At 44.9% G+C, this 26,041-nt stretch carries 27 protein-coding genes; 11 read left to right on the top strand and 16 right to left on the bottom strand.

Annotated features, from left to right (window positions below):
- Positions 1-6: 6 nt before the first annotated feature.
- The 5 genes from KI743_RS04210 to KI743_RS04230 form a co-directional block, all read right to left on the bottom strand.
- Positions 7-306, bottom strand: coding sequence for a (2Fe-2S)-binding protein (locus KI743_RS04210; RefSeq protein WP_140273398.1), 300 nt, complete (start codon positions 304-306; stop codon positions 7-9).
- Positions 290-1,387, bottom strand: coding sequence for an FAD-binding oxidoreductase (locus KI743_RS04215; RefSeq protein WP_285465238.1), 1,098 nt, complete (start codon positions 1,385-1,387; stop codon positions 290-292). Before KI743_RS04215 ends, KI743_RS04210 begins: the two co-directional genes overlap by 17 nt.
- A gap of 65 nt (positions 1,388-1,452) precedes the next feature.
- Positions 1,453-2,478, bottom strand: coding sequence for a TRAP transporter substrate-binding protein DctP (dctP, locus tag KI743_RS04220; RefSeq protein WP_285465240.1), 1,026 nt, complete (start codon positions 2,476-2,478; stop codon positions 1,453-1,455).
- Positions 2,479-2,491: 13 nt separating this feature from the next.
- Entirely contained in the window at positions 2,492-3,790 is a 1,299-nt protein-coding gene (locus tag KI743_RS04225) for a TRAP transporter large permease (RefSeq protein ID WP_032553484.1), read from the bottom strand.
- Between the two features lie 2 nt (positions 3,791-3,792).
- Complete coding sequence (locus KI743_RS04230; protein WP_008079941.1) at positions 3,793-4,275, bottom strand: TRAP transporter small permease; 483 nt, start codon at positions 4,273-4,275, stop codon at positions 3,793-3,795.
- A gap of 113 nt (positions 4,276-4,388) precedes the next feature.
- Between KI743_RS04230 and KI743_RS04235 the strand changes: the two genes are divergently transcribed.
- Positions 4,389-5,309 (top strand): LysR substrate-binding domain-containing protein, encoded by a 921-nt coding sequence (locus KI743_RS04235; protein ID WP_285465242.1) that lies wholly within the window; start codon positions 4,389-4,391, stop codon positions 5,307-5,309.
- A 59-nt stretch (positions 5,310-5,368) separates the two neighbouring features.
- On the opposite strand, the gene KI743_RS04240 is transcribed toward KI743_RS04235, so the two are convergent.
- The 5 genes from KI743_RS04240 to KI743_RS04260 all read right to left on the bottom strand — a co-directional run bounded on the left by KI743_RS04240 (position 5,369) and on the right by KI743_RS04260 (position 9,122).
- Positions 5,369-5,713, bottom strand: coding sequence for a multidrug efflux SMR transporter (locus KI743_RS04240; protein WP_285465243.1), 345 nt, complete (start codon positions 5,711-5,713; stop codon positions 5,369-5,371).
- Positions 5,714-5,846: 133 nt separating this feature from the next.
- Positions 5,847-7,196 carry an ATP-binding protein gene (locus KI743_RS04245; protein ID WP_285465244.1) on the bottom strand — a complete coding sequence of 450 codons (1,350 nt, stop codon included), beginning with the start codon at positions 7,194-7,196 and terminating at the stop codon, positions 5,847-5,849.
- 13 nt (positions 7,197-7,209) lie between these two features.
- Entirely contained in the window at positions 7,210-7,917 is a 708-nt protein-coding gene (locus KI743_RS04250) for a response regulator transcription factor (protein ID WP_152470159.1), read from the bottom strand.
- Between the two features lie 168 nt (positions 7,918-8,085).
- Positions 8,086-8,895 (bottom strand): EAL domain-containing protein, encoded by an 810-nt coding sequence (locus tag KI743_RS04255; RefSeq protein ID WP_285465246.1) that lies wholly within the window; start codon positions 8,893-8,895, stop codon positions 8,086-8,088.
- An 11-nt stretch (positions 8,896-8,906) separates the two neighbouring features.
- The gene (locus tag KI743_RS04260) at positions 8,907-9,122 is read right to left on the bottom strand and encodes a hypothetical protein (protein ID WP_285465247.1); all 216 of its coding nucleotides are present in this window, start codon (positions 9,120-9,122) and stop codon (positions 8,907-8,909) included.
- A gap of 260 nt (positions 9,123-9,382) precedes the next feature.
- On the opposite strand from KI743_RS04260, the gene KI743_RS04265 reads away from it, so the two are divergent.
- A complete protein-coding gene (locus tag KI743_RS04265; RefSeq protein ID WP_150897071.1) occupies positions 9,383-9,997 on the top strand; it encodes a hypothetical protein in 615 nt (204 codons plus the stop codon).
- A gap of 128 nt (positions 9,998-10,125) precedes the next feature.
- Positions 10,126-11,148 (top strand): GGDEF domain-containing protein, encoded by a 1,023-nt coding sequence (locus KI743_RS04270; RefSeq protein ID WP_285465251.1) that lies wholly within the window; start codon positions 10,126-10,128, stop codon positions 11,146-11,148.
- Positions 11,149-11,248: 100 nt separating this feature from the next.
- On the opposite strand, the gene KI743_RS04275 is transcribed toward KI743_RS04270, so the two are convergent.
- Positions 11,249-11,803 (bottom strand): outer membrane beta-barrel protein, encoded by a 555-nt coding sequence (locus tag KI743_RS04275; RefSeq protein ID WP_285465253.1) that lies wholly within the window; start codon positions 11,801-11,803, stop codon positions 11,249-11,251.
- A 357-nt stretch (positions 11,804-12,160) separates the two neighbouring features.
- Here KI743_RS04275 and KI743_RS04280 point away from each other — a divergent pair, with 357 nt between their 5' ends.
- The 3 genes from KI743_RS04280 (at position 12,161) to KI743_RS04290 (ending at position 15,272) form a co-directional block, all read left to right on the top strand.
- A complete protein-coding gene (locus tag KI743_RS04280) occupies positions 12,161-13,309 on the top strand; it encodes an S-(hydroxymethyl)glutathione dehydrogenase/class III alcohol dehydrogenase (RefSeq protein ID WP_255232397.1) in 1,149 nt (382 codons plus the stop codon).
- 192 nt (positions 13,310-13,501) lie between these two features.
- A complete protein-coding gene (gene fghA / locus KI743_RS04285; protein ID WP_285465259.1) occupies positions 13,502-14,341 on the top strand; it encodes an S-formylglutathione hydrolase in 840 nt (279 codons plus the stop codon).
- Between the two features lie 334 nt (positions 14,342-14,675).
- Complete coding sequence (locus tag KI743_RS04290; protein WP_285465260.1) at positions 14,676-15,272, top strand: outer membrane beta-barrel protein; 597 nt, start codon at positions 14,676-14,678, stop codon at positions 15,270-15,272.
- Positions 15,273-15,346: 74 nt separating this feature from the next.
- Here KI743_RS04290 and KI743_RS04295 read toward each other — a convergent pair whose 3' ends face one another.
- The gene (locus KI743_RS04295; protein WP_285465414.1) at positions 15,347-16,600 is read right to left on the bottom strand and encodes a HAMP domain-containing sensor histidine kinase; all 1,254 of its coding nucleotides are present in this window, start codon (positions 16,598-16,600) and stop codon (positions 15,347-15,349) included.
- 74 nt (positions 16,601-16,674) lie between these two features.
- Complete coding sequence (locus KI743_RS04300) at positions 16,675-17,364, bottom strand: response regulator transcription factor (protein WP_285465262.1); 690 nt, start codon at positions 17,362-17,364, stop codon at positions 16,675-16,677.
- A 198-nt stretch (positions 17,365-17,562) separates the two neighbouring features.
- On the opposite strand from KI743_RS04300, the gene KI743_RS04305 reads away from it, so the two are divergent.
- Entirely contained in the window at positions 17,563-18,366 is an 804-nt protein-coding gene (locus KI743_RS04305; protein WP_285465264.1) for an efflux RND transporter periplasmic adaptor subunit, read from the top strand.
- Positions 18,367-18,368: 2 nt separating this feature from the next.
- Complete coding sequence (locus tag KI743_RS04310; protein ID WP_285465266.1) at positions 18,369-21,377, top strand: efflux RND transporter permease subunit; 3,009 nt, start codon at positions 18,369-18,371, stop codon at positions 21,375-21,377.
- 79 nt (positions 21,378-21,456) lie between these two features.
- On the opposite strand, the gene KI743_RS04315 is transcribed toward KI743_RS04310, so the two are convergent.
- Positions 21,457-21,843: a nuclear transport factor 2 family protein gene (locus KI743_RS04315; RefSeq protein WP_285465268.1), complete on the bottom strand. Its 387-nt coding sequence runs from the start codon at positions 21,841-21,843 to the stop codon at positions 21,457-21,459.
- 141 nt (positions 21,844-21,984) lie between these two features.
- On the opposite strand from KI743_RS04315, the gene KI743_RS04320 reads away from it, so the two are divergent.
- The 3 genes from KI743_RS04320 to KI743_RS04330 all read left to right on the top strand — a co-directional run bounded on the left by KI743_RS04320 (position 21,985) and on the right by KI743_RS04330 (position 23,726).
- Entirely contained in the window at positions 21,985-22,308 is a 324-nt protein-coding gene (locus tag KI743_RS04320; protein ID WP_285465270.1) for a DUF4144 family protein, read from the top strand.
- A gap of 92 nt (positions 22,309-22,400) precedes the next feature.
- Entirely contained in the window at positions 22,401-22,802 is a 402-nt protein-coding gene (locus tag KI743_RS04325) for a hypothetical protein (protein WP_285465271.1), read from the top strand.
- Between the two features lie 186 nt (positions 22,803-22,988).
- Positions 22,989-23,726: an NUDIX domain-containing protein gene (locus tag KI743_RS04330; RefSeq protein WP_285465273.1), complete on the top strand. Its 738-nt coding sequence runs from the start codon at positions 22,989-22,991 to the stop codon at positions 23,724-23,726.
- A gap of 83 nt (positions 23,727-23,809) precedes the next feature.
- On the opposite strand, the gene KI743_RS04335 is transcribed toward KI743_RS04330, so the two are convergent.
- Positions 23,810-24,511 carry a DUF1028 domain-containing protein gene (locus tag KI743_RS04335; protein ID WP_285465274.1) on the bottom strand — a complete coding sequence of 234 codons (702 nt, stop codon included), beginning with the start codon at positions 24,509-24,511 and terminating at the stop codon, positions 23,810-23,812.
- A 21-nt stretch (positions 24,512-24,532) separates the two neighbouring features.
- Positions 24,533-25,924, bottom strand: coding sequence for a YfcC family protein (locus KI743_RS04340; RefSeq protein ID WP_239919167.1), 1,392 nt, complete (start codon positions 25,922-25,924; stop codon positions 24,533-24,535).
- Between the last annotated feature and the right edge of the window lie 117 nt (positions 25,925-26,041).

The following is a 26,041-nucleotide window of genomic DNA, read 5'->3' on the forward strand; positions in this document are numbered from 1 at the left end:
TCACCACTAACTTGTCTGACGGCAAATAGTCATGCCATCTTCTATTACATTCATACATGCTTGAACATTGTGCTCACCATTGACTTGAACACGACACTCAAAGCAACTACCCATCATGCAAAACGGGGCGCGGGGGGCTCCCGACTGTGGAGACTCTCGAGTATGGTCAACACCTGCAGCCAACAATGCAGCCGCAATGGTGTCACCAACATGGGCTGTGTATGGCTTGCCTTCCCAAAAAAACTCCACCGTCTGTTGCGACCTTTCTGTCGCAACCATTCGTTGAAACTTAGAACCTGTCTTCACTGAATAACTCCAAAGTTGGTGCATCCGCTGCTTCTTCTAGCCAAGCTGGGAGCAAAAAACTGTGCGCTGCGGCTAATGTAATACCACTATGACAACTAATGAGATAAGCGCCTGAATTGGTTTTCGACTGTTGATATATCGGTAAGCCATCGGGAGATATAATGCGAATTGCTCCCCAGCTACGAACCAACTTTGTCTGGGCTAAAAACGGATAAACCGCAATCGCGCGCTCAGCTATCGCCGCCGTCACGTCTAAGGTATCGCTATTATCAAAACCAGCGTTCTCCTTAGAGTCTCCAATCTGAATACCGCCTTCATTAACCTGTCTGATGATCCCTGAAGCACGCTTCAGTCTTGGTGGCAGCTTTTCGGTAATAAGAACTTGACCTTTTTGTGCGCTAATTGGTGCAACAAAGCCAAGCTTAGGACCCAGTTCCGCCGATCCTAAACCTGCCGACAAAACCACTTTAGCGCTGTTGTAACGCGTTCCATCTTGCAGTACGACGTCGAATCGCTGTGAGTCGTTTTTACTTATCTCTGACACAGTAACGCCAGTGACAACATTTGCCCCTAACTCATTGATTGCTTTAGTGTAAGCACGAAGCAGATTTAACGGATTCACATGCCCATCTTCCGGGCCATAAATAGCACCAACAACTTCTTCACCAATGTCTGGTTCTTCAGCAATAAGACGATCTCTATCCCAGACTTCGTAGGGATGATCCGTACCCAGTTGTTGTCGAAGCACCTCATACTGCTTGGCTTTCTCAGCCATCTCTTGCTGGCAAAAATGAAAGTCGTACCCCCCGTTTTGAACAAGATTGAGTTCTTCACCCGTCGTCTCTTCAAGCTCATCAGCCAGCTTGCGCCATAGCCTCACTGAGCGACGTGTCCACGCGGCATAATGAGGGGCACCTAAACCTTTACTCGATAGCCACACCAAGCCAAAATTCCCTCGTGATGCACGATGCGCCTCATCTCCACCATCGAGTACTGTTACCTTGTGTCCAGCTTTGAGCAGTCCGTAAGCCACTGCGCAGCCCACGACGCCTCCACCGACAATTATGTAATCCGGTTTCATATCGTTCTCTTCAGACTTTTGTAATAAGGGGCGCAACAACGCCCCTACTTGGAGGTGCGCTTAGTTTAATTAAGCGCTTTGTCTAGAATTGGTTGGCTCCAGTCAGAACCAATATCATTAATGATTTGAGGCCATACGGTGGTACGAACCTTATCCGCCGTCAGTTTAAGTTGTACCGGAGTCATTTCGACGATTGTCGCGCCGGCTTCAACTAGCTTTTGCTCGTTAGCTTTCTGGTCTATTTGCGCCGCTCCCCAGCGTCGAGATTCAAACTCAGCCGCCGCCGATACCAAGACGTTTTTCTCGTTTTCATCAAGGTCATCCAAACGCTCTGAGTTAATCATCAGATACCAGATCTCAAAGTGAGTATTGAGTGGAATGTACGTTTTAGTTACGTCACGGAACGAGGCATAATAACCTTCAGCTCCAGAACCAATTACTCCATCTACCACTCCAGTTTGTACTGCAGTAAAGGCTTCGGAAAACGGTAGTGGCGAGCCGATATAACCTACATTGTCAGCAAGTAGCTGGAAGCTCTTGATTGGTGGAACGCGAAGCTTAATGCCTTTACTCACATCAGGGTTACCCGCTTCAACCGCATTACGATTCAGTGAAATACCACCAAAATAAACTGGGTAAGCAGCAAGTAGTGTGATGTCTTGTTTAGCAAATAACTCTTCCATTGCGGTTCTGACTGGTGCTCCGCTACCGTAGATGTTTTGTGCTTCTTCCCAGTTATTGGCAAGGAAAGGTAGCAAGCCAATCTGCATTTTACGATCCGTTGAAGTCGATGCAGGCTGTAGTGCCATGTCAATCGCACCAACAGAGATACGTTCCTGAACTAAGGTGTAGTCACCTAAAGCGTTTGCTGCATAAACTCGAAGCTTAAGATCGCCATCCGTTGCCGCTTTCAGTTCATCGCTGAGTTGTTTGATATCGTTATCAACGACAGTACCTTGTGGGCGAACATGGCTGATTTTCAGCGTCGTCGCTTGTGCAGGGATAACCGTCGCTGCAGCTGCGATAAGAGAAGCAAGCAACGTGTATTTTTTCAGTGCTTTAGTAGGAGCAAACTTACTTGTTTTTGTCATTGGTAATTTCCTTTTAGTAACCAAACACAGTAGGGAGGAAGAGTGATAGTTCTGACCAGAAAGAGGTAAGAATCACTACAGGTAGATAACCAAGTAGTATCAGCGACATTGCGGGGCCAACTACTTCGGAGAATTTAACGTTACCGATACGTGCACCTAGGTATAGAATCGACGCGTATGGTGGAGTAACACCACCCATTGCTGTATTCACACCCATGATTGCTGCAAACTGAATCGGGCTGATGCCAATAGCGGTCATCAGAGGTAGTAATAGCGGAGCGATAAGAATGATTGCAGTCAGGTCATTGACCACCATTCCCACTAAGAACAACAAAATGTTGATAAAAATAAGCAACAGGACTTTGTTTTCAGTGATACCGAAAATCGCTTCGACCAGTTGCTGAGGAATATCCTCAACCACGAACATCTGGCTAAGGATCAAGCTGAACAGAATCATGAACATGATTGACCCGACCGCTGTCGCTGATTCTTTCCCCGAGATAAGCAGTGTTTTCCAGCTCAAGCCTTTGTAGATAAGAAAACCCACTGGAACAGCATAGATAACGGCTACAGCTGCGGCCTCAGTTGGCGTCATCACACCACCATAGATTCCACCCAAGATGATTACCGGCATTAATAAAGCAGGTACGGCATTAAACGTCTTGCTGGAGGTTTGCTTAATCAACTCTGACATCGACGGCTTATCATCCAAAATCAATGGAAACTTGCGCGCTTTATACATATTGATCAATGCGAAGTTAAAGGTCACTAATAAGCCAGGGCCAAGCGTTGCTAGGAAACAGGCGAGAATAGAGGTATCCGTTACCCAACCGTAGACAATCATGGTTACGCTTGGCGGAATCAACAGTCCCAAAATGGACGAGTTTGCAATCAGTGCGGTCGCATACGCTCTTGGATACCCGCGCTTTTCCATCTCAGGGATTAACAAAGGACCAATAGCCGCGACACCGGTTAACCCACTACCAGAAATGGCACCAATGATTGCACAACTGAAGGATGCAACAATCCCTAGACCGCCACGAATATGACCTACGAACACGTTCACAAATCCGAGTAAACTGGCGGCAATGCCGCTCCTGCTCATGATGGTTCCTGCTAGAACAAATAGCGGAATAGCTAGCAGAACAGGGTTCATCAGCTGGCCCGCTCCCCACATCATATTGCCTTTCATCGACATATCGCCGATAAAAACCATCACCATTAACGCACCACCAAAACAGAACGGTAACGGCACACCAAAGGTCAGCAGTATGACCAAAACGGCTACTGCCAACAGAGCTACTTCAACCATAATTAGACCTTATTTACTTGATAGGAAGGAGACATCAGTTGACGAATCAACTTGACCACATGCATTGCAATAAAGAGGGTAATCAGGAGTAAGCCGATAAAGACCGAGCACTCGTGATAAAAAGTTGGGATATAAAGCGTTGGGCTCTCTTTCCAAACCCGCCACGCATACTTGACGTAGTCCCAAGCCCAGTAGGTCAACCAACTCGAAATCACCAAGCTGATCGTTTCACTGATAAGGGCTAATATTTGATGACCTCGCTCTGTCTTGATAAATATTTCCAGTACATTTGCACGGATTTGCGTATCTTCCCTAGACGCATTCACCGCACCAAGCATGTAGAGCCATAAGGTCGGAATAACCATCGACTCTTCAAGCCCCATAATTGGGACTTCAAAGACATATCGTGTCACTACCTGAACAAACTGCATCAATGCCACAGATGCAATCAGGAAAGTGAGTAGATATCTAAACTTTTGCTCCACGTTGTTATTTCCTTATTGTTTTATTTGTAAACACCTCGTTAATTTAATGATGACAAGCAATAAAAACAAATTTAAAATTTCTCTAATCTGATAACTTTTTCTTATAGGCTCGTATGAATAACCTTTCTATAAAACAGCTAGAAACCTTTCGCACCGTGATGCGCTCTGGATCCGTGACCTTAGCGGCTAAAACGTTGTGCCGAACACAGCCGGCGATCAGCGCAATGCTGGTCGGATTAGAGAAAGAGCTTGGCTTTGCATTATTCGAACGACATAAAGGTCGACTAGTGCCGAATCCAGAGGCGTATTTTTTACTTGAAGAGAGCGATGCGATTCTAGAGCGACTTTCACGTGCGACTCAGTTAATGGCAGAAGTGAAAAACCTAACGCGAGGTAAATTGAGGATCGCCTGCATGCCAGCCGCCGCATTATTCTTTATGCCTCACGTTATTGCGGAGTTTGTGAAAGACAGGCCTGAGGTGGAGGTATCCATGATGATGCGTAGTTCAACCATGGTTCAAGATTGGATTGCTTCCCAACAATACGATATCGGCTACTCAGAGCTTCCCAAAGACAGAGACTCATTCCATGTAGAACCGATTCACTTACAAGGAGTGTGTGCTTTACATGTTGACCACCCTCTTGCCAAGAAAGAGACAATTACCCCGAACGACCTAGACGACTTCCCACTTGCGACTCTTTTTACCCGTCACGCTGCAAGTGAGCACTTACGCGCATTGTTTGAAGAGCATAATGCCGCCTATCGCCCTAGGTTCGAGCTGCAAAACTACATTTCTGGCTTTGAGTTTGTTGAACAACAGTTATGTGCTTGTATCTGTGATCCAATAAGTGCCGCTAGTTATAAGCTCTATAAAGGTGATCAAGGGAAAGTTGTCTTTCGCCCTTTCTCCCCTGTCGTGACATTCGATCATGCTATTCTCACGCCAGCACACAAACCGATGTCTGAGTTAGCTAAATTGTTCGCAGAAAACATTCAGCAGAGTGTGAACTCATTTGTGTCGGTTTTTGACTAGATAGATTTAATACTGCGGTACCAAAGATATGCAATCGTCAATCACAGCATCAAAATGGACTAATGACTCACCGAGCTAGAAAACAGGTTGATGATCACTACGCCAGCCAGGATTAAGGCGATACCGATGACTGCGTAGATATCGAGCTTTTGTCCGTAAACCAGCCAAGACAGGGCTGCGACGAGCACGATGCCTGCGCCACACCAAATTGCGTATGCGACGCCAAGTGACATGGTTTGTACCGTGAGTGATAGAAGATAGAAAGCGCAGCCGTAACCAACTAGCACAGCGATTGACGTAGGTATTGAGGTGAATTGATTGGTTTTCGGAAGAAGCGAGGTAGCGATGACTTCAAGGATAATCGCAAGCGACAACATAATCGCAGGGGGAAGTGGCAACAACATATAAGGCTCCATACATACAACAATGGAAAGTAAATGCGGGCAAGGCTACCCACATTATATGTCGTTTTGATGTTGTCTTTACTTAGCTAAATTAACCAATCTAGTTAGATTTTGTCACTAGTCGTAACTTAGGCTAACAACCGGTAGGCGCCGGTACTTGTGGAACGTCACTTCGCTCGTTACGACACGGAATCAAGAACGTAAACTGGGCGCCCGAAAAGCGGCTCTCACCTACCTCAATATGCCAGCCAGAACGCTTAGCAGCAGCATCTGTAATTGCGAGACCTAGCCCAAAACCTCCTGTTTGAGACGTGCGGCTTTTATCTAATCGAGAAAAAGGAACGAAAATCTCATCCCGCCTCTCTGGCGGTATCCCTGGGCCATCATCTTCTACCGACATTCGAATCTCACAGCCTTGCTTTTGAATGCTTACCAGTACCTTACTATGGGCGTACTTCAGGGCATTTTTGATGAGATTATCAACCACCAAACGAGCCATGGTGTGATCACATATGATGACAGCTTCATCGACAAAATCACATTCGACGGCGACAATCCCGTGAGGCAATGCGTTTAACCTCGTACCGACGAAACTCACCAGTTCGAGCTCTGTTTTTCGCGCTTCATAGAAAGAGGACTCTTTAGAAGTAAGTCGCGACAATTTGATGATGTCTTCAGTCAGAGTATTAATATCTTCAATATACATATCAATATCATCGAGCAGCTTGGGATCAATCGAAGGATTCTTCATCCGGATGAGGTCGCTCACCAACTGGATCCGGCTTAAAGGGGTTCTCACCTCATGGGGAATGGCTTGAGCAAACACTTGGCTTTGTACCAATCGGCTCTCAATTTCATCTGCCATTCTATTAAAGTTCTTGGCCACACTCCCTACAGGATTGGGTACATCAGAATCAGCGCGCTTTGAAAAGTTTCCATCACCGAACAGGGTTTGAGTCGCCAAAAACTCTTGAGATTGATGCTGAAGCTGACGGGTTGGGAGGTAGATTGCAAAGATAAAGATAGGAATGATCCCGCACACCAACGACAACAAAAATAGGACGGAGGTAGTTTGAAACCACGGCGTGGTATAGGCGAAATAGCTTTTGTCTTTTGAGAAGACCAAGTGCTCACCACTGCCGGGAATAGTCATCACAGATGTATAATACTGTTCGCTCTCGTATATCGGGGAGCCATCAATCCTCGAAACCTCTGTACAATCTTTACAAGGCGGCGAACCATCCCATTGAGACAATAGCTCTAACTCAACGGTATAAGAGTGGATTTTTCTCTGTTGTTGAAGATCATTATAAAGGCCAGTGGCACTCTGAGAGGTAAAGCTGTACTTCTCAAGATACAAGTGCGCATCACGCAGGAAAGCTTCGGCGTTAGTTTTGTAGAGATAGTTTTCTCCGACACTGAATGTAAAACCAACAATCAAGACGATGGATATCGCAATACCTATATACAGTCGGAAAAACATGCTAGAAAATCGTTCACGAATCAACAAGCATATACCCTTTGTTGCGAATGGTTCGAATCATGGTGCCTGCACACTGTGCATGCGCTAACTTCTTACGTAGACCGGATATGCGCATATCGATTGAGCGGTCATTAAATCCATACTCGACGCCTCTAAATAGCTGACAACACTGTTCTCGACTGACGATTTTTCCTTTGTTTTCCATCAGGATTTGAAAAATTTCAAACTGGGCAGCAGTCAATTGAAGGTTATGCCCTTGGCAATTTACAGTTTTGTTAATCTCATCAATATGAAAGGTATTTGAAGGGGTGTTATGAGAGACATACTCTGGTTTTAAAGCTCTTAGAACTCGCCCCTCTTTTCTTCTTAGTAATGCTTCAATTCTAGCTAGCAATACATGACCTCTTACTGGCTTGGTCATGTAATCATCGGCGCCAAACCTCAGTAAGCTCACTTCGCTCATCTCTTCTTCAGAAGCGGTAAGCACCATGATCATTCCTTTGAAGAACTGTTTAGCTTTGACGCAAATATCAGCTCCACTTAACCCTGGAAGCATCAAGTCTAATAAAATCAGGTCGGGATCAATGTCTTGAATAGCTTGTAACGCTTCGGCGCCGTCGTTGATTGTACTTACTTGGTAATCGTCAGCTTCGAGATACATCTGGACCAAGCGACAAATCTCCAAATCATCCTCAACGATCAGAATCTTACCTTTACTCAAAATCTCACCTAAACAAATAAAGCTTACTGATAAAAATATACGCAGCGATTGTAATGGAAAGTGACATAGAAAGTACGGTGTAAATACATAACTTACAAAACTGTTATAACCTATTAATTTAAAGGCTATTAACAAGTTAAAATAAATTTACACAATAAGTAATATGCCTTATATATTATTGGGCTTAAGCATTCGGGGAGGTTCAAAATAGTAGCCTTGGAATAATTCAATCCCAAGAGACTTACAACATTCAAATGTTTTTTCCGTTTCGACTCCTTCAGCAATCACCTTAGCATTTGCGCCTTTCCCAAGCTTTAATGCGGTTAGCAGAGCCTCAACATCATCTGACTCGACTTGTTGAACAATGCTTCTGTCGACTTTCAAATAATCAGGTTCAACAGATATCACCCGTTCAGCCGTAGCAAATTCGCACCCGTAGTCATCAATGGCTATCAATATTCCATTTCGCCTCAAGTTCTCTTTTCCAGACAGTGTCGCCGTCAAATCGACGCCTTCGAACTCCATAATTTCATAGACAACTTGTTCAGTTTGAATACCAATAGACTGTAGAGCGCGTAAAAGGAGATCGATCGCATCTCTGCAATTAGACAAACTCTCAAAAACAATAGGAGGCGTGTTCAAGAAAATTTTCTTAGTACGAAAACCGGACTGCGAAAAGTTCCTGATGTGAATCATAGAACAGAGTGTTGTAGTAAAAAGCAGCTCCTCTGTATTATTTATCAGTAAGTTAAAGTATTCACCAGGGTTGATCATCACCTCTTCTGCGGTATTTTTTATCCTGACAAGCGCTTCGAAAGCGTATATTTCACGTTCAGAGTCGACAATAGGCTGAAATACACTATCAAACCTCAGCTCTCCTAGTTCCGCATAGTAGATACCATTGCAGTCTCTCTTAATCAGTTGCAGCACTCTCTGATGAACGGATATAAAGCTCTCCGTTGGATGGTTAGTTATCACGACTTATCCCTCTATACTTCCGCATCATCACCAATATCGATATCTGTTTTATAGCGATAACCATGCTGCTTTTTGTACGCTTTTAGATACCACAAACACCCACATGCGCTGATACATGACAAAACAGGCAACGCCATAGATCCGTCGAAGAATAAAAAGACAGCTAACATCGTAAAGCCCAGTTCTAACAGCATCGCTATTGGAGCGATCATCTTGTGTTTATTCACTGATAGACTCCGAAAGAATAACTACGATAAAAGGCAGTTCGTGACAAAACACCAACTGATTGATTTTGTTTACTATTGAGTAATCCTACAGTAACGAGCTGTCAATAACGTAAGCAAAGGTAAGTCGAGTAATTGAATGAATTAATTAATTAAGACAAATCAGGAAGGAAAACCATTACAAAACTTACATCACATTTGTCGATTGGAATATAAAATCCATTTAGTATTTAGCTGATATTCTATATTTCAAGGCTAATATAATGCGTAATCTAATTATTTGTTTTCTCTCCGCTGGGTTAATAACACCTAGCTTCGCCAGTAGCAATATTGTCCAAGAATTAACGTACATTGGATTCGGCTATAAACACTCTACGTTCGAGAGCGGCGCCCTTGCTGACTATTTAGATGACAAATACTCTAACGACGAAGACAAGTCACTTGGCGGCCTCTACCTAAATGCAGGACTGTCATTAACGGAGTCAATTTATCTTGAAGGTGAAGCAGACTTTGTTACCCGGGTTAGCTCAGAAGTCGACTCATGGAAGCTAGGCGCGGGTTACAATGCCGTGCTGAATGAGCGACTTTCGATTCCAACTTCATGTGGTGTCGTGAACTACCGCGCAGACAGTAATTACAGTGACTCTTTCAGTGAACAAGCGGCTTACTGTCGTTCAGGGGCTCGCTTTCAAGCGGCTAAACACTGGTTAATTGATCTTTCTTACCAGCATGATTTCCTAGATGTAAGTAAAGACGCATTCAAAATGAACAATGTCTTCCAATTCGGTAGCGTGTTCGGTCTAGTCGCCGGAGTCGAGACAGCGAAACGAACGCATTCTGAAACCACGTTTAACTTCGGCATTCAGTTTACAATGTAAATAGTTAAGCAAAGGCTGTGATAATCAGCCTTGCATACACACCATTACAAAACATGCTACGACCAAAAATACTGACTAAGATACAATTCAATCATCTCAAATCTTGCCATCTTCTCCAGAGAGATCTAATGATTGATTCCAACGAAACCATGCGTAAACAGGTGTTGAGCGCACTATGCGTAACCCTAATGCTCATGGCTGTTCCGATGTCGATAGGTAATAGTTTTGTGTTTCCCAACAAGTCTTATACGCTCTCGATCATTGAGGTGTGTTACATCTTCTTAGGCGCTTACACACTCTATCAAATAAAAGACCACAAAAAGCTCCCCCTACATGCGCATATCCATGTGTTTTTCATCGCTGCTGCTATCTGCTTTGCTGAATACGATAAGCCTATCGAAGAGGGAATCTATATCTGGTCGTGTAGTGTGCCACTTCTTTTTTATTTGCTTTTGGGCAGCAGAAACTCACTGACCTATTCCATCGCGCTGCTATTCGTTCAACTGTCGATACTTTTGCATGAAATCGCGCTTTACAATAAGCACGAATACATTTTATCTGTTGTGAACTTCCTGTGTGTTTACTTGGTTGTGACAGCGGTAAGTCGTAAGTACGAGAAAGAACGTGAGGGCTCTAATTTATATGCTCGCTACTTGGGTAGCCACGATCTGCTTACTGGAGCACTCAGTCGCAACTCACTATTGCAAACATTGAACAATGATTTCGCTAACTACAACGCGTTCATCATGTTTGATATCGATAATCTAAAGAAGGTGAGCAGCAAGTATGGGTACGCCTATTCAGATAGGCTCATCAAGGAGGTAGTGCAACGAGCCTACACCATTATCAACCAGGACTACCTTTACTATTTAGGCGAAGGGCGTTTTGTTGTGCTCGTCAAAGGCGATAGCTTTCGTGAAAGTTCGGTCAATGAGTATCAACTGGTTAACGATATTCAGCAGACTATTTCTTCCACCTTGTTTTCCGTTAACGACCAAAAAGTAAAATTGACACTGAGTGCTGGTATCGCGGAGCTCAGCAAATTCAACACCATCGAACACGTTTGGTACGAAGCCGAAGGAAATCTTATGATGGCACGCAGTCGTGGGCCTTCGAGTATTTTCAAGAACCAAACAAGCTTACTCTCTTAGTAACGCGCCCTAGATAGCGATATTATCCCAGTCTTGATGCGAGTTGAGTTGCGCTGAAAATCGCGAGACACAAAATGTCTCGCGTTATTCTAATAACCACTTAGAAGTGATACTGCATGCCGATGTTGATTGCACCTAGGCTTGTCGTATCCACAGTCATCGCTTCGTAAGTTGTTTGTGCGGTGAAGTTACCAAAGTGATAACCAAGGCCACCACCAAAGCTCACTTCGGTTGCAGATTTGTCGACTGGCGTGGTTTTGCCCATTGTTGTTACTTTCATTGAGTAATCCACACTGTGCATACCCAACTTACCAAGAAGATAAAAACGATCACCGATGTAGAATTTAGGTAATACGTTGACGCCAATTGATGAAGCCGATAGGTCTGCCTCAACCGTTGAGTTGCCCATACTGCCTTTTTCAACCACACCGCCTAAATCTTTGTATTCAACTTCCGCACCCAAGGTAAAAACTCGACCAAAGGCGAAGTCATAGCCTAAGTTCGCTGCGAAACCATTATCGCTATCTGTTTGCTCAGAAAAAACCACTGTGCCGTAGCTCAACTGAGAGTATGCCGCGCCAATATAGAAGCCATCATTAGCCACTGCTGCTCCCGATGCAGCCAACAACATCAAACCCAATAGACTCTTCTTCATAGTTACCTCAAATATTCTAAAAACTGCTGCGGAAACAAAGCCACCAGCATAGGTATTAATTTCAAGAAGTAGAGTACCAACCTTCGAAGCCAATGTTGGTAAGGTGCTGTAACATAAGTAAATTTTTGCAGTTACAATAAATACAAACATGCGAATCAGTAGAGTCACCCACTCTTTATTATTACTTATTTGTAATAATCATTTTCAATTTAGAGGGATTATCAAAACAAGGGGCCACACCTATACTAGGCTCAACAAAACGAGAGAGCGGAAACAAACATGCTCAACTACGCTTAATACGTTGAGCATATTGAGAATCAAAAAGTCCGTTGTAATGACATAAATAGGAAGCATCCAATGACTATCGAAATCAAACCTGGTCAAACTCATATTCAATCTAAAGCTATGGTCGCTTGGAAAGCAGGTGAGCCTCTAAAGCGCGAAACTGTTGATGTTGAACTGCCAAAGGCAGGCGAAGTTCTTGTTCGTATCGTTGCTACTGGTGTTTGTCACACTGACGCATTCACACTATCAGGTGACGATCCAGAAGGTATCTTCCCTTCTATCCTTGGTCACGAAGGTGGCGGTATCGTTGAAATGGTTGGCGAAGGCGTAACAAGCGTTGAAGTTGGTGACCACGTTATCCCACTTTACACAGCAGAATGTGGCGAGTGTAAGTTCTGTAAGTCTGGTAAAACCAACCTTTGCCAAGCTGTTCGTGAAACTCAAGGTAAAGGTCTAATGCCAGATGGTACAAGCCGTTTCTCTATCAACGGTGAGACTATCTACCACTACATGGGTTGTTCTACTTTCTCTGAGTACACGGTTCTTCCTGAAATCTCACTAGCGAAAGTAAACAAAGAAGCGCCACTTGAAGAAGTTTGTCTTCTAGGTTGTGGTGTAACAACAGGTATGGGTGCGGTACTGAACACTGCGAAAGTTGAAAAAGGCGACAACGTTGCTGTATTCGGCCTAGGCGGTATCGGTCTTTCTGCAATCATTGGTGCTCGCATGGCTGGTGCTGACCGCATCATCGGTGTTGATATCAACGAGAGCAAATTCGAGCTAGCAAAACAGCTTGGCGCGACTGACTGCATCAACCCAATGAACTTTGACAAGCCAATTCAAGACGTTATCGTTGAGATGACAGACGGTGGTGTTGAGTACTCATTCGAGTGTATCGGTAACGTAAACGTAATGCGTCAAGCACTTGAGTGTTGTCACAAAGGTTGGGGCGAATCTGTAATCATCGGTGTTGCTGGTGCAGGCCAAGAGATCTCTACTCGTCCATTCCAACTAGTAACAGGTCGTGTATGGCGTGGTTCTGCTTTCGGTGGCGTTAAAGGCCGCTCTGAGCTTCCAGAAATCGTAAACCGTTACATGGCGGGTGAGTTTGGTCTTCAAGAGTTCATCACTCACACAATGAGCCTTGACGAAGTAAACGACGCATTCGACCTAATGCACAAAGGTGAGTCTATCCGTACTGTTCTACACATGGATAGATAATACCTAGCTTGGCTCTCGCTTGAGAGCCAACACATTGCCTTCACCACTTTTCGCCCGGGAAGTGGTGAATTACCTTTGTTAAGAGTCGATTTATGAGCTTAATTCGCGAATCAAGACGTCCTTTAACAAAGAGCAAAATTTTACTTTATCTTAATGATTCTCCAGACCAACAACCGAACGGAGCACAATTTAATGACTATCGAAAATATTAGCCAAGCCAAGGTTGCTGGTGGTTGGCACAAGCAATACACACATTTCTCGGCGACGCTAAACTGCAATATGCGTTTCGCTATTTTCCTACCGCCAAACGCAAGCAAAGAGAACCCAGTGCCTGTTCTATACTGGCTATCAGGCCTAACTTGTACTGACGAAAATTTCATGCAGAAAGCGGGCGCATTTAAAGCTGCAGCAGAACAAGGAATTGCGATAGTAGCTCCTGATACTAGCCCTCGTGGCGAAGGCGTTGCTGATGACGAAGCGTACGACATGGGTCAAGGTGCGGGTTTTTACCTGAATGCAACTAATGCACCGTGGGACGCACACTACCACATGTACGATTATGTGGTGACTGAGCTTCCAGCGCTTATCGAGTCTTTCTTCCCTGTGACGACCGCTAAGTCTATCTCGGGTCACAGCATGGGTGGTCATGGAGCCTTAACCATTGGCATTAAAAACCAAGAGAACTACCGCTCTATCTCTGCATTTAGCCCGATTAGCAACCCAATGCAATGCCCTTGGGGACAAAAGGCATTTAGCCAGTACTTAGGGTTAGATATTGAAGAGTGGCGACAATACGATGCATCTGAGCTTCTCAAAACCAAGGGCACAGTTTTACCTATGTTGGTTGATCAAGGCGAAGCCGATAACTTCTTGGTTGAGCAGCTAAAACCAGAGCAGCTCATTGAAGCAGCGAAAGCAACAAACTCGGATTTAGTTCTGCGCATGCAGCCAGGTTACGACCACAGCTATTACTTTATCTCGAGCTTCATTGATGAGCACATCGAGTTTCACGCTGCTTACCTAAAACAGTAATCAAGAATCAAATAAGCCCACACCTTATAAACACGAGGTGTGGGCTTTTTTGTACCATTTTCTTTCTGCTAGAACCATCTGCTTTCATTTGTGACTCCCAATCGCAAACTCCTTATTTATTAATAGGTTATTTATCAATACGAATGATTTTGAAACAAATCATTGGCTGAATAATGTTTGTTTTGTGCGCCATGTTGCATTATTAAATCTATCTATAAATGCAAGTTTTATAAATTCAAAGCGAAGTGATATCTTCCGCCACCTATTCGAATTAAGAATAGTTTCATAACAATTGAAATCATAATTATATACTTATAAATCAAGTGGTAACGAAATGACGAATCTATATAAACACACACGTCAAATTTCTTCTGGCTTAATCTTAATGGCTTTGGCATCTCAGGCTCACGCAGCACCTTTCGACTTCGTACTTGGCGCAGGCTACGACTTTGGCGGCGAGACAATGAGTACCGTACAGTACACAAATGGCGATTCAGACAAAGTTGAGTCTAACGAAGGCCTACTATTTTACGGTGGCATCGACGTACCTGTGACTGATGCTTGGCGTGCTCGCGCAACGGTTGGCTACAAAGGTACATCTGTCGATGGCTCAAACGGTGAAGTGACATTTGAGCGTGTCCCGTTCGAGCTTCTTGGACTGTACAACATCGATAATCACAACCTAGGTCTAGGTCTTACTTACCACACAGGTGTGGAATACAAATGTGATATTACCAATTCGTGTAATTACACTATTGAATTTGAAGACAGCCTTGGCTTTATCGCTCAATATGAATATCAATTTCACGTGGGTAAAGACAACCGTCTGGCATTGGGCGCCCGTTACACGCACATTGATTACGAAGTGAAAGGCGTTGACTACACTGTAGACAGTGGCGGTTTCGGCTTAAACATCAGCTTCTTGTTCTAAGAACTCTTGCACGCAAGCTTCCAAACCAGCGCTGTAAACTATCTAAATGCCAGTCATATCCCGACTGGCATTTTTTATTCAGGCTGTTTGATTTTCTTTGTAAAAGTGGCTTTGCAACCAGTTGATTGAGCCGATTCAGATGAATCGCAGTGGTTAACAAGGCTTGACGTCCAACCGTAACTTTCACCAATTCGATTGACGATCACCAACCCCAATCCGTGCTCTACTTTGGCGTTGTCCTGCAAACCTATGCCTGTATCCGACACAGAAATTTCATTCGAACTGATCGTCACATCAATACTGCCCTGCTGAGTAAATCGAATCGCATTTTCAATGTAGTTCTTGAGCACCATATTGATAATTGGCAGCGGCATGTTGAGCTGAGTATTCGGTGCAACATCAAAGTTCAATGTTACTGTTTCTGGCAACATTGTTTGATACTTTGACAAGTCGATATTCGCTTGAGTGACTGGAGTCAGTGTTGAATCCATTGAGGCATTTTCCTGCTTCACAATATTCAACAGCACCTCAACAGTTGCACTCATACCATTGGCAGCACTTAATATGCGTTCACGCTGTTTGACTTGAAATTCGATGTCATTCGGCTTCATCGCCTGCAGTTCTGCTGCACCTAGTACGATCGCGATGGGCGTTTTAAGCTCATGACTGGCATACTTGGCAAACATCAGCTCCTGCTTAGCTAAGCGGTCTTTCATTTCAGAGTAGCTATTAAGGTGATCGGTGAGCTGCTGTAATTCATCGACCGAATTCTTTGATACGGAGAACCCTTGGTCATGGCTCAATAGCTGTTGACTAAGATTAGTGATCGGCATCGCTAGCTGATCAAACACGCGCTTTAGAGTGATTCGCAACACGATAATCAGAAACAGCATCAGTAGTGTCGCTATCACCATCAGAACGCCCCAGCTATCATCCCAAAGATCCATCTCGAATGAACTGATCGTAATATAGGTCGGGATAGTGCTCCCCTGATGTTCAAAAGCGAAGTGGTAGACAATCACACCCGGCACTATCACTCGATCTTCGGAAAGGTGGATCTCAAAACGGTGTCTATCGACAGTATCTAACTTCATGGGAGTGAGTTGCTTCAACTGGTCTGTAAGCCCCTCTTCGCCGTAATAGACAGTCACATACTCCGACAGCTTTAAAGTAGAGGTGGGTGATGCTGCATAAAACTGCTCTGCCACACCTTTAAATGACCTCAAATGACGCTCAATTTGCGCCTCTTCTTGCCACACTAATCGGAGCGAGAACACTAAAAACACAGCAAAAGAAGAGACAAAAGCGATCAGCGCAAAGGTCCGCATCGCGCGGATTCTTACATCTTCAATTGAGTTTCCAAGTTTGGTTCTAATCTTCATTACACCGTTCGCTCAATATCTTAAAATTTGGTTAGAACAAGTTGAAAGCCATGCTTTGGGATTGTCTTGAGTATTCGAGTTTCAAACGGCTTATCTAACGCATTACGCAGAAGGTAAATGTGGCTACGCAGCACATCTTTATCAGGAATATCGTCTCCCCAAAGCAGATGAATTAACGCTTCTCGTGTCACCACATCGCCTTGAGCTTTCACTAATTCTCTCAGAATCTGAAACATGATTGGCGTTAATGAAAGTAGTTGTCCTTGTCGTGAAGCGGTATGTGCTTTCTCATCAATCGTCACATCACCAAAGCTTAAGGTCTTTTGCGCGACTAACCCTCTATTACGTTTAATCAAAGCACTGAGCCTTGCCTCTAACTCGGGGAACTGAAAAGGCTTAGTCACGAAGTCATCAGCACCAGAGTCAAAGCTGCTCAATAGGTCTTGTTGTCCATTGAGGGCCGTCAACATCAGGATAGGCGTACTAACACCGCTTTGACGAAGCTTAGAAGCAACCTGCATACCGTCGAGTTTAGGCAGCATCACATCCAGAATAATGGCATCGAAGTCGTGATGCAGAGCCAATTCAAAGCCCTGCTCGCCATCGGAAGCAAAATCAGCAACCGCTTCTTTTACTTCAAGAAAATCAGCAATAATGCCTTGCAGTTCAATATTGTCTTCTACAACAAGAATACGGCTTCGCTCTAGCATCGGTTAACTCCTATTCAAAGCTAAAGCTTAATCCAAAATAAGTCGAATTTATGTCTAATTGCCCGAATTAAATAACAAAACATTCGATAATCAGCCTCGAGATATCAACCAAACTTTCCCTCTTTTTTGATTATGACTTCGACTTAAATTCGACAGTTCGCTCCTCACAATGATGTTATCAAAATGTGGAGTAGAAGCATGAAAACTGAATTATTGACTCTATTAGCACTGTTGAGTGCATCAACAACCCAAGCAACAGAACTTATCGGCCATGTTCAGGGTTTAAACAAGCAAAGCGTGGTTGCAGAAGTACCCGGCGTAGTTGAAATGTCTGACCTAGAAGTCGGTGACATTGTGGCTCAAAATCAGCAACTGGCTCACATCAAGGCGGATGATTTTCAATTTATCGTCAACAAAGCCAAAGCAAACCTTGCCCTTGCTAAAGCTGACCTCGCTCTGCGTGAAGCCACTTACCAGCGATACCAAAAACTGATCAAGAAGAACAGTCTATCTGTCGGTGAACTGGACACGGCACGCGCCGAGTTCCTCAGTGCCAGTGCTTCGGTTTCTGTTGCTGAAATAGATTACCAACAGTCAAAAATCGATCTCGAAAGCACCCAAATAAACGCCCAGCTGTCAGGCTATATCTCCAACAAAGCGACACAGTCAGGCGCTTGGGTCAATGAAGGTGAGTTATTGTATGAAGTGGTCAATATCGACACGGTTACCCTATCTTTCATGGCCAGCGAATACGACCTAAAAGACTTTTCAGTAGGCCAAACCATTCTCGTATGGTCAGAAACCAACCCACAGCAAAAGACTGAAGCCCAAGTGAAGCGTATCGGTGTCGAGATGAACAATCTCACCTACCCAGTGTTTGTTGAAGTGGATAACCAAGCTCACAGCTTCAAGCCAGGCATGTCTGTGTATGCATCGACCGACCTCTCTTTGAGCGAACAGAACACCGCTTTCATTAACCCTAGTTTAAGCAAAGGCATGTAACCATGAACTTCTTAGCATATTTTGCTAATCGCCAGTTCTTAGCGCGCATCATCACCGTGATGGTGCTATTTACGGGGGCGGTATCGCTCACTCAGCTTAACCTGCAAGAGTATCCTGATGTCGCTATGGATACCGCCGAGATAGAGACCTTCTATCCTGGTGCGACCGCGCAAGATGTCGAGCTCAACATCACCAATCCAATAGAGAAAGAGCTACGCTCTGTTGATGGTATCGCCTATTTCATATCGGAATCGTCTGAAGGGCGCTCTTACATCGAGGTCGAGTACCAACCCGGTGAAGACGCGACTGTCATTTTGCGTGATATCCAACAAGCCGTTGACCGCGTAGGAAATCTGCCAAAAGACATCGATGCGCCACCTGTTGTGACTCAGCAAAAAACCTCTTCGCTCGATGTGTATCATTTTGGTGTTAGCCTATCAGAGAGCAATCTTGATGAGGCTTCACTCCAGCACTACGCGTATCAACTGGAAAAGAAGATCAACAACCTAAGTGGTGTCGGCTCGATTACGATGTCAGGCTTCAATGACCGCGAGTTTTGGGTCGAGGTTGATCCAGAGAAAGCGCGTCGCTACCAACTGAGTTTTGACCAAGTCAGCAACGCAATTGAGCAACACAACCTGTCGCAATCAGGCGGCTTTGTTGAGTCTTGGAGCCAAGAGCAGAAGATCGTCACCATGACTAAGGTTGAGTCAACAAGCGACGTGGAAAACATCGTCATCAAAGCGCTCGATTCAGGACAAGTGATCCGAGTATCCGATGTCGCGACCGTGTTTGATACCTTTGCACGTGCGACTGAAGACCCGGTAATGAACGGTAAAGCAGCGGTGATTTTCTCAATCACCAACAGCGGCAGCGCCGACGTCATCTCAACCATCGCGAACATTGAAGCGGTTTTAGAAAAAGAGCGCGAGCGCATTGGTGAGCAATTCATTTTCCAAACCGGGCTCGACCTTGGCAAGGATATGAATGAGAAGTTCTCCATCGTTGCAACCAACGGCGCGATCGGGTTAGTGCTTGTACTATTGATATTGAGCCTGATCCTGCAACGTCGCGTGGCGTTCTGGGTATCGGTTTCGATTCCCTTCTGCGTACTCGGTGTGATGATCGTACTGCCGATTCTGGGGCTTAACCTAGACAGCATTACCTTAGCGGCCCTTTTACTGGTTATCGGTATCATCGTTGATGACTCGGTGATCATTGCTGAAAGCATCTTCCAAGAAAAAGAAGCAGGTAAGCAAGGTGTCGATGCTGCCGTATCAGGCACCATCAAAGTCATCAAACCTTTAATGGCGAGTTTGATCACTACCGCGCTGGTGTTCATCCCAATGATGTTTATTCCCGGCACCATGGGCAAGGCAGTTGCTGTGATTCCAATGACGGTAATTGCGGCTCTGCTGTTTTCATTCATTGAATGTACCCTAACTTTGCCAGCTCACCTTTCAACCGCGCAAGCTGACAAAAAAGAACCCGAACAGAAAGACTGCTTGGGGTGGGTGACCAATCAATATCAAGCTTTGCTCAACATCGTACTCAAATACAAAAAGACGGTGATTGTCGCGGCGTTTGCGACCTGCGCGGGCTCTGCTGTTTTGGTTTCGACATTGAAGGTAGACATCTTCCCTACTGAGGCGGGTAAATACATTGATGTGTACACCGAAATTCAAGCAGGCACACCGCTGGATCAAGTTCGAAGTGCACATCAGCAAATCGAACAGGCCATTGAGGCTTTACCAGAGAGTGAACTGGTCAGTTACGAGATGACCTATTCGTCGCCAGTGTCTCAAGGTGTCATTAACCTAACCAATTTTGACCAACGCGATCGCTCTGCCGAACAGATCATTGCGTCACTGACTGAACAACTCAGCGCCCTATCTGATGAGATGTTCATTAAATTCTCAATCGATGCCGGTGGTCCACCTCCGGGTGAGCCTGTCGAAGTGCGAGTATTAGGCGGGACAGAGGATGAGCGAAATCAAACCGTTGAATTAGTGATGAATTGGCTTAATAACTATCAAGGCGTCACCAGCATTAATCACAGTGAATCACTGAAAGATCCGCAGCTGAACATCGTGCCGCAATACCACTGGTTGGCGAAATACAATCTAACTGTGACGGACCTGTCTAATACCCTACGCGTTGGCTTTGATGGCAACCGAGTAACATCGACGTGGCTTGGCGACCAAGAGGTGGATATCCGCGTGGTACTTGACGAAAAGTTCCGAGATATCGAAAAGCTCAAGACAACCAAAATCTACATATCGGACGGTGACCAAGTCCCACTAAGCCGCTTAGCCAAGGTCGAGCAGATTCAGATTCCACGTTTAATTAAGCACTATAACGGTGAGCGTGAAGTGACGGTATCGGCGGCGCTATCAGATGAGAATATCAGCCCAGTCGCTCTCTCTTCAGAGCTACTCACTGAATTGGCAGGGCAGTACCCAGCGAGCGTCACCATCGATGTAGGTGGTGAGGCTGAAAGCACCAACGAAACCATGAGTGGATTTATGGTGGTGTTCCCCGCCGCTATGCTGGCAATCTATTGTGTGCTTGCGGTGATGTTCAACTCGCTGTTGCAACCATTATTGATCATGGTAGTGATTCCATTTGCAATCATGGCTTCACTGATGGCACTGGTGGTGCACATGCAGCCAATGTCGCTGTTTGGATTGATTGGGGTATTGGGAATGACTGGGGTTGTGGTCAACAACTCACTGGTTTTAATTAATCGCATCAACGAGTTAAGAGACCAAGGCCTAGCGGCTATCGATGCTGTAGTACAAGCTGCCACCAGCCGTCTGCGCCCAATTGTGATGACATCATTGACGACAGTCGCAGGGTTATTACCTCTAGCATATGGTCTAGGCGGCACTGATGTGTTTATGGGGCCAATGTCACTCACGTTAGGCTACGGCTTGTTGTTTTCACTGCCAGTGGTCCTTCTGGTGATTCCTGCCATGTATGCACTGTGTTTTGCCAAACCTAGTCATTAGTCTTTAGCTATATAGTGTTTGTCCCTCGCTTTGATATTCCGTCTAAGCGAGGGAACACCCACGAGATAATTGATAGCTTCTATTTTTCGTCACTGACTATCTTAACCCACTGCGTTCGCCAAGCTTGAGCTTCCATCGGATCTGGCCAGAACTCTTTCTGATGAGTAATAAGCCCGCTCTCTACCGTATGGAAAGTAACAGCGCGCGCCTTTTGTACTCCGTCCGTAATTGAAACATCTGTAACCACAGTATTTTGCTCTGCAACAATCGAATGAATCTCAAACTGCCACTCTCCATGAGCGGGATAGTAGCTGTTGATGGCAACAAAGTTATCTCGACCTAAGGTTAGCTCGCCAGACTGCGGCCAGTAGCCCTCAAAATCTTCACTCAGAAACTCACTGGCTTTAGCAAAATCATTCGATTTCATTGCTTCCCAGAATGAAACCACCACCTCTTTAGCATTCATGCTTCGACTCCTTTTTACTCTCAACCAGTGTTGCAACAACTAAGTCCACAGCAGTAAAAATAACATTACATTAGAATGGATTGCTGAATCCAGCTACTTGGCTTACGATGCAAATATCCCGTGACTATACAAGAGTGACTTATGATAACTTGGCCTGCGTTTATCAAATTAGAAGGCGATCACGAACTGTTTTACATCGCGTCGCTCGAACAACTGCAATCAGAAAGTCATGATCTCATCGTCGGTGAACAAGATTGTATTATCGATGCCAAAGGGCATGCTTATTCCCTCCTCACCTACACCACGACTGAACTTCTGGAACGCCAACAAGGTGTATACTCTTTAGAAGATGTTACCCAGCTGATTCGTGCTCATGAGTTTCACAAAGTTCAAGTGTGCTTGACAAAAATACATTTTGTTACCATCGAAGAGGCAATTGAGTCGCTCGCGTTTGAGCTAGGTTAAGCAACGGGTCGATACACTGCTTGAGGACTTGCATCTTAAGCGCTGCGGGCTACCATAGCTCAATTATATCCACCCTATTTTTGAAGGTTGCTATGAAAGCAATTAAAACCCTTTTCTTTTTGATGGTGCTGCTCAGTGGCCTGTTTACCGCTTGGCTATTTATTCCAATTCCAGCCACCATTGATAAGCAAACGCTCGACCTTCCACTGACCGAGCCGTTTAAGTTGGTCGCCTATCGCAGTAACCCAAATGACGCGACCAAGCCATTTACCTATCATTACTATGTGGTTTCAGACATCAGCAACATCGACGACATGGACCCGTTCCTAATTACAACCGATCAATTTGTTAAGCTTGGTGACTTCGACGAAAACACATTCAAGTTAACGGTAAACGGCAAAATAGAGAGCTACACCAACGATTTGTGGATTGAAAAATCTGACGGTAAGTTTCAACACTGGTATGTCAGCGTTGATGCGAACTACGTTCGTTAGATACGAACTCAAATAACTGCGACTTTAAGACTGCGCTCTGGTTTCCAAGCGCAGTTTTTGTTTATTACCTACCGCTTTCCAAAGCAATCTCCATGTCACCAGCTTTTCGGGTGTCATAAGCTCTACATCTGTTATAAGCTCCCTCTATAAAGACTCTCAATAAATCAAAACAATAGAGGATCACCCGTGGAATTTACGCTCGACAAATTTAACGGCATCATCATCGACCCAGCAAGCGTCCCTCATGATGCGAACACATTCAATGCCGAACTGAATCAGATCACTGAATTTTCAAAGCAAAATAACAAAGGCATTATTTGGATTAGTCTGCCTATTTCCCTGTCGCATCTTATCCCAGTCGCAACTGAATTAGGCTTTGTGTTCCATAACTGTCTAGAAGATGAGATTACGCTGATCCACAAATCCGAAATCGTTGAGTTTGTACCTTTCATCCCAACCCATACTTTGGGTGCTGGTGCGTTAATCACCAATGAGCATAACCAAGTGCTGATGATCAAAGAGCACGGTATGAAGGGCTACAAACTACCAGGTGGCCACATTGAGCTTGGCGAGGGTATTGAAGAGTCTGTGGTTCGAGAAACATTTGAAGAGACGGGCATCGAAGCCAAGTTCGTTTCAGTTGTGGGTATGGCAACGCGCCATCCATATCAGTTTGGCAAATCGAACCTCTACTTTGTTTGCCACCTCGTTGCTCAGACTCAAGAGATTGAGATTCAAGACACCGACGAAATCGCAGAAGCAAAATGGGTCGATATCCAAGAGTTTATCCACGATATGAGCAACTTCCCATTCAACCGCCATATGGTTGAATCTTTGGTGGGCAAGCGAGGTTTGGAGCTGACTGAGCTCGAAGGCAACCAAGGGCCTACGTACAAGCCAGAAATCTTCTTTTCGAAGCATTAACGCTTAGTCGCCCAATGATTGAAAACAAAAAAGCCAAGTGATTTGAAACTCACTTGGCTTTTATTTCGATTAAACCTTCATCCTTACTGGTTTGGTAGATTGTTTAGAAAATCTTGAAAACCCACCTCGCGGACACGCCCCAGTACTTTTCGCAATTCACTAATTAAGCACCCATCAGCCCAATCAATACGAATATCAATCGGCGCTTTAGTCAGGCTTTCTACTCGAAGTGATGCGGAAAAGGTTCCTCGCTTATCTCCTCCCGCTTGCAACGCGGCTTCCAATGCTGTGATCAATATTTCTGGTAGCTCTGCTTCATAGTCATCTATATATACAGGCGCTCCATCTTCTAAGATTGAGCTTGGATTCTGCGTCGTTTGAGCGATAAAGCTGTCTGAAAAGGCCTGTAAAACCTTGTCACTTTCTAGCATGTTTCCAGCAACGGCAATCGTAGGGTAAGCAATCGAGCCGACATAAGGGATGTTGTCATCACCATGAATAAAGGCGCTGTCGCCATTTTTATCCATCACCATGCATTGGCGTTTTGAATATTCGGCATCGCCCGCTTTTAAAGATTCGACCACCTGAGCAGCCGTCTTACCGAGAATAAATAACTCACGCGCTTTGTCTGCATACCAAGGGTTAGTAAATAACCCTTGAGTTGCACACGCCCCGACACCTCGCCAGCTATGGTTCACATAGCCTCCGACTGACACACCTCCTGTCGCAGAGATAGAAGCCGATAAACCAGTATTGGGATTAACGTGAATAAGTGAAATTGTCATAGATGTCCAACACCCAAAAAACTAGTAACCAATCATTTGTCCAATGAACAGTGCCACCCAACATAGGGCATAAACCACCAACATAAATGGCACAATCGCTTTCAACCACTGCTCGTAAGAGACTCGACCTAGCGCAAGCATCGCTAACGTGCCGCCAGAGGTTGGTACAATAAGGTTTGTTAGACCATCACCTACTTGGAATGCAGTAACCATCAGCTGGCGACTCATACCTGCTAAGTCAGCAACCGGGATCATGATCGGCATGGTCACCATCGCCTGACCAGAACCACCAGGAATGAATAAGTTGATGATGCCTTGAACCACACTCGCCACAATAGCAGCTAACGCGATTGGCATATCTTGAATCAGTGAACTCAGTGCATTAACGATGGTATCGATAATTGACGCTTGGTTAAGGATCACTTGAATAGAGGCAGCAACACCGATCACCAAGGCACCAGAGGTAACACCCGACGCACCTTCCATCATCTGTTTCACAATGGCGTTTGCACCCAAGCCGTTTACGATACCAATCGCAATCGCCATCAATAAGAAAAGACCCGCGATCTCGTTGATGTACCAACCATTAGCGAACACACCGTAAAGCATGATACCTAAGCCAATAAGAAAAACGCCCAAGGTCATTTTGTCTTTCTTATTGAGTTGGTATTCAGAGATGTCTTTGCTCAGGCCACCAGCTGTTTCAGGCTCTTTGAACTCCATTTTAGTAACACGAGTACAAATGTAGTAAGACAGTAGTGCCAAAGAAGAAAGCACCATAACAGTACGTAACCAAGCACCAGAGAAGATTGGAAGCTCCGCGATACCTTGTGCAACACCAACCGTGTACGGGTTAATCGGTGACAGAGCAAAACCCACGCCGATGCCACCTACTGCCATCACTGTGCCAACTAAACTCGAGTATCCAACTGCCGCAGAGATCAGGACCGCAACTGGCACTAAGGCGATGTTGTTTTCAAAGCCAACCGCTACACCAAAGAAACCATAGATGAAGGTGCCTATCGTAATAATTAGGTTACGGTTTTTAATTCCAGCTTTGTTTACGGCAACACCGATGGCATTTTCTAATGCGCCAGTGCGTTGCAAAATATGGAATAGACCGCCCGCGATAAACACAATAAACAAGTAAGGTGCTGCGCTAATCAATCCTTTAGGAATAGAGACGAAGATATCGAAGAAATGTACCGATGGAACACCTTCAATATAAGTGAATGAATCAGCAACAACCGTTGTTCTACCATCAACGACAACGCGCTCAAACTCACCAGCTGGCACGATAAAAGTAAGAAGGTAAGTGGCTACCAGTATAAAAAAGATAAGAACCATCGGGTCTGGTACGTTTTTATACCACGCCCTCTTCTCTGCTGTTTCCATTTTCTCTGTCATATCCATAACCAAATCTCTCCTTAGTATAGGGAGCGCCTGAGAGCTGCGCTCTGTGGTATTTGTAGCAGGCGATAACCAGAACTTTGTTCAGATACCGTTAAAGACTGCTACCAAAATCTCGAA

Origin of the sequence: Vibrio sp. D420a (assembly GCF_030248625.1) — a bacterium.
GTDB classification, from domain to species: Bacteria; Pseudomonadota; Gammaproteobacteria; order Enterobacterales; family Vibrionaceae; genus Vibrio; species Vibrio fortis_A.

What these genes read in the sequence shown, in the direction of transcription:
- dctP (WP_285465240.1), bottom strand. Translation starts at nt 2,478, where the DNA reads ATGACAAAAACAAGTAAGTTTGCTCCTACTAAAGCACTGAAAAAATAC.
- KI743_RS04310 (WP_285465266.1), top strand. Translation starts at nt 18,369, where the DNA reads ATGAACTTCTTAGCATATTTTGCTAATCGCCAGTTCTTAGCGCGCATC.
- KI743_RS04320 (WP_285465270.1), top strand. Translation starts at nt 21,985, where the DNA reads ATGATAACTTGGCCTGCGTTTATCAAATTAGAAGGCGATCACGAACTG.
- KI743_RS04275 (WP_285465253.1), bottom strand. Translation starts at nt 11,803, where the DNA reads ATGAAGAAGAGTCTATTGGGTTTGATGTTGTTGGCTGCATCGGGAGCA.
- KI743_RS04340 (WP_239919167.1), bottom strand. Translation starts at nt 25,924, where the DNA reads ATGGATATGACAGAGAAAATGGAAACAGCAGAGAAGAGGGCGTGGTAT.
- KI743_RS04215 (WP_285465238.1), bottom strand. Translation starts at nt 1,387, where the DNA reads ATGAAACCGGATTACATAATTGTCGGTGGAGGCGTCGTGGGCTGCGCA.
- KI743_RS04280 (WP_255232397.1), top strand. Translation starts at nt 12,161, where the DNA reads ATGACTATCGAAATCAAACCTGGTCAAACTCATATTCAATCTAAAGCT.
- KI743_RS04270 (WP_285465251.1), top strand. Translation starts at nt 10,126, where the DNA reads ATGATTGATTCCAACGAAACCATGCGTAAACAGGTGTTGAGCGCACTA.
- KI743_RS04225 (WP_032553484.1), bottom strand. Translation starts at nt 3,790, where the DNA reads ATGGTTGAAGTAGCTCTGTTGGCAGTAGCCGTTTTGGTCATACTGCTG.
- KI743_RS04245 (WP_285465244.1), bottom strand. Translation starts at nt 7,196, where the DNA reads ATGTTTTTCCGACTGTATATAGGTATTGCGATATCCATCGTCTTGATT.
- KI743_RS04295 (WP_285465414.1), bottom strand. Translation starts at nt 16,600, where the DNA reads ATGCGGACCTTTGCGCTGATCGCTTTTGTCTCTTCTTTTGCTGTGTTT.
- KI743_RS04235 (WP_285465242.1), top strand. Translation starts at nt 4,389, where the DNA reads ATGAATAACCTTTCTATAAAACAGCTAGAAACCTTTCGCACCGTGATG.
- KI743_RS04305 (WP_285465264.1), top strand. Translation starts at nt 17,563, where the DNA reads ATGAAAACTGAATTATTGACTCTATTAGCACTGTTGAGTGCATCAACA.
- KI743_RS04325 (WP_285465271.1), top strand. Translation starts at nt 22,401, where the DNA reads ATGAAAGCAATTAAAACCCTTTTCTTTTTGATGGTGCTGCTCAGTGGC.
- fghA (WP_285465259.1), top strand. Translation starts at nt 13,502, where the DNA reads ATGACTATCGAAAATATTAGCCAAGCCAAGGTTGCTGGTGGTTGGCAC.
- KI743_RS04300 (WP_285465262.1), bottom strand. Translation starts at nt 17,364, where the DNA reads ATGCTAGAGCGAAGCCGTATTCTTGTTGTAGAAGACAATATTGAACTG.
- KI743_RS04315 (WP_285465268.1), bottom strand. Translation starts at nt 21,843, where the DNA reads ATGAATGCTAAAGAGGTGGTGGTTTCATTCTGGGAAGCAATGAAATCG.
- KI743_RS04290 (WP_285465260.1), top strand. Translation starts at nt 14,676, where the DNA reads ATGACGAATCTATATAAACACACACGTCAAATTTCTTCTGGCTTAATC.
- KI743_RS04265 (WP_150897071.1), top strand. Translation starts at nt 9,383, where the DNA reads ATGCGTAATCTAATTATTTGTTTTCTCTCCGCTGGGTTAATAACACCT.
- KI743_RS04240 (WP_285465243.1), bottom strand. Translation starts at nt 5,713, where the DNA reads ATGTTGTTGCCACTTCCCCCTGCGATTATGTTGTCGCTTGCGATTATC.
- KI743_RS04335 (WP_285465274.1), bottom strand. Translation starts at nt 24,511, where the DNA reads ATGACAATTTCACTTATTCACGTTAATCCCAATACTGGTTTATCGGCT.